Genomic DNA, 2,237 nt, shown 5'->3' on the forward strand with positions numbered 1-2,237 from the left:
CGTCAGGGGCCTGGTTGACCAACGTCAGTGGATATGTCGACTTGTCGTCTTGTGGACTTCTCTCGACGGGAGGTCGCTGCTCGTCGGGCTGTGCCGTGGCAGCCGACGACTTCTCGCCCAGGGCCGGCTCGATCGTGACGACGAGGCGGACCTGCTCGCCGAGCTCTGCCGAGAGGGCGTGCTCCAGGGCGGGTCGCACCCGCGACTCCAGCTGCGCCCGGCTCAGGTCGTCGGGCACGCCGACGATGAAGATCCCGGGGTGCCGGCTGATCGGCTCGGCGTTGTAGACCCAGACCTTGGCGCCCATCGAGAGTGTGGACACCGCCTGCTCCCACGCGGCAGCGAGGTCGCCGACCTCATTGCTCGGCTCTGAGCCCTCGGTCATGCATCTCTCCCGGATGGTGGTGTGGTCCACAAGGTTTTCCACACGGTGTGCATCCAGCTCCCCGATGGCCGCGCGCTGTGGAAAAGTCGCAGACGGGCGACGCTAGCAGCGCGGCCAAGGCTCGATCAAGCGACTTCGGAACATTCGTGTGGATCGTGCGGCGTGTCGGTTGGACCAGCGTCAGCGTAGTGCCCTATGGGGTCAGTTTGACCGTCGTCCGGCGCCCCCGTACCGTGGAGCAGTCGTGCAACACGACCGTTGCCGCATGCCCACGGATCGAGATCCTCACCGCGGGCGAGCGGTGGCCGTCGATCCCCGGCCCGAAACGTCGAAGGACCTGATTCTCGTGAGCAAGCGTACGTACCAGCCGAACAACCGCCGTCGCGCCAAGAAGCACGGCTTCCGCCTCCGCATGCGCACCCGCGCGGGGCGCTCCATCCTGGCCAACCGCCGCCGCAAGGGCCGCGCGAAGCTGTCTGCCTGAGCCGTGCTCCGACGGGCCCACCGCATGCGTGAGGCAGGTGACTTCAAGGTCGCCGTCCGTCGCGGGGCGAAGGCCTCGACGCCGACCCTCGTCGCGCATCTCTCGATCGGAACCGACGGAGACACCTCCGTCGGTTTCGTCGTGTCCAAGGCCGTCGGTCCCGCCGTGGTGCGCAACCGGGTGAAGCGTCGACTGCGCCATCTGGTGGCGCCTCACCTGGTCGGTGGCACGCCGGCGTCGGTGCCGCAGGGCTCCAAGCTGGTCGTCCGCGCCCTGCCGGCGTCGGCCCGTGCCGACAGCGTGCGGCTCGGTACCGATCTCGACCTCGCGCTGACCACGGTCGTGCGCAAGGCCGAGCAGCGGATGCCGGCCGGAGCCGGTCGATGAGGACCGTGCTGGTGGCCCTGCTGAAGGCGTATCGTTTCGCGATCAGCCCGTTGTACGGCCAAGTGTGCCGGTACTACCCGACCTGCTCGGCCTATGCTCTCGAGGCCGTCGAGACGCACGGTGCGCTGCGCGGTTCCTGGATGGCGGCACGTCGAGTCGGACGCTGCCACCCGTGGGCCGCCGGCGGCGTCGACCCGGTCCCCCCGCGCCGTGGGTCGGGCACCCCTGATTCTCTCGCCGTCACGACGGCGACCACCCCCACCCCTGGAGAACCATGTTCGACTTCCTAGGCTCGATCGGCTCGGCCATCATGACGCCGCTGTACTACGCGGTGTCCGGCATCCTGCTGGTCTGGCACGAGCTGTTCACCCGGATCGGGCTCGACCCCGCCGGTGGCTGGTCGTGGGCACTCGCGATCGTCGGCCTCACCGTGACGATCCGCGCCCTGCTGATCCCGCTCTTCGTCAAGCAGATCAAGAGCAGCCGCAACATGCAGCTGCTGCAGCCGCACATCAAGGAGCTGCAGAAGAAGTACGGGCACGACCGGGAGCGTCTCGCCCAGGAGCAGATGAAGCTCTGGAAGGAGCACAACACCAACCCGTTCGCCTCGTGCCTCCCGCTCCTGCTGCAGATGCCGGTCTTCTTCGCCCTGTTCCGGGTGATCGACCAGGCGGCGAAGAACGGTGCCGAGGGCGCCCGCGGCTTCATGACCGAGAAGCTCGCCGAGCAGCTGCAGGACGCGATCTTCCTCGGCGGACGCATCGCCGACACGCTCGTGAACGCCACGCACGTCGAGACGCGCATCATCGCCATCGTCATGGTGATCACGATGTGCGCCACGCAGTTCCTGACGCAGCGCCAGCTGATGAGCAAGAACATGCCGCCCGACGCTCTGTCCGGCCCGTACGCCCAGCAGCAGAAGATGCTGCTCTACGTTCTGCCGTTCGTCTTCGCGATCGGTGGTGTGGCGTTCCCCGTGGG

At 67.9% G+C, this 2,237-nt stretch carries 4 protein-coding genes and 1 pseudogene; 4 read left to right on the forward strand and 1 reads right to left on the reverse strand.

The window, feature by feature from the left end; all coding sequences use genetic code 11:
• Nucleotides 1-322 (reverse strand): annotated as a pseudogene (locus ASF38_RS19000) (hypothetical protein); the annotation flags it as partial.
• 409 nt (nt 323-731) lie between these two features.
• Between ASF38_RS19000 and rpmH the strand changes: the two are divergent.
• From rpmH to yidC, 4 genes are all read left to right on the forward strand, one after another.
• A complete protein-coding gene (gene rpmH / locus ASF38_RS05055) occupies nt 732-869 on the forward strand; it encodes a 50S ribosomal protein L34 (protein ID WP_055962443.1) in 138 nt (45 codons plus the stop codon).
• A 3-nt stretch (nt 870-872) separates the two neighbouring features.
• Nucleotides 873-1,256, forward strand: a complete 384-nt coding sequence (gene rnpA / locus ASF38_RS05060; RefSeq protein ID WP_082480388.1) for a ribonuclease P protein component — start codon at nt 873-875, stop codon at nt 1,254-1,256.
• Entirely contained in the window at nt 1,253-1,546 is a 294-nt protein-coding gene (yidD, locus tag ASF38_RS17075; RefSeq protein WP_082480390.1) for a membrane protein insertion efficiency factor YidD, read from the forward strand. Before rnpA ends, yidD begins: the two co-directional genes overlap by 4 nt.
• Nucleotides 1,531-2,237: membrane protein insertase YidC (yidC, locus tag ASF38_RS05065; protein WP_056574077.1), on the forward strand; the 707-nt coding region annotated here is incomplete at its 3' end. The genes yidD and yidC, both read left to right, overlap by 16 nt.

It is taken from the genome of Aeromicrobium sp. Leaf272 (assembly GCF_001422865.1).
Classification (GTDB): domain Bacteria; phylum Actinomycetota; class Actinomycetes; order Propionibacteriales; family Nocardioidaceae; genus Aeromicrobium.

Bases quoted from the DNA above. Each gene is read 5' to 3' on its own strand.
- yidD (WP_082480390.1), top strand. From the start codon at position 1,253: ATGAGGACCGTGCTGGTGGCCCTGCTGAAGGCGTATCGTTTCGCGATC.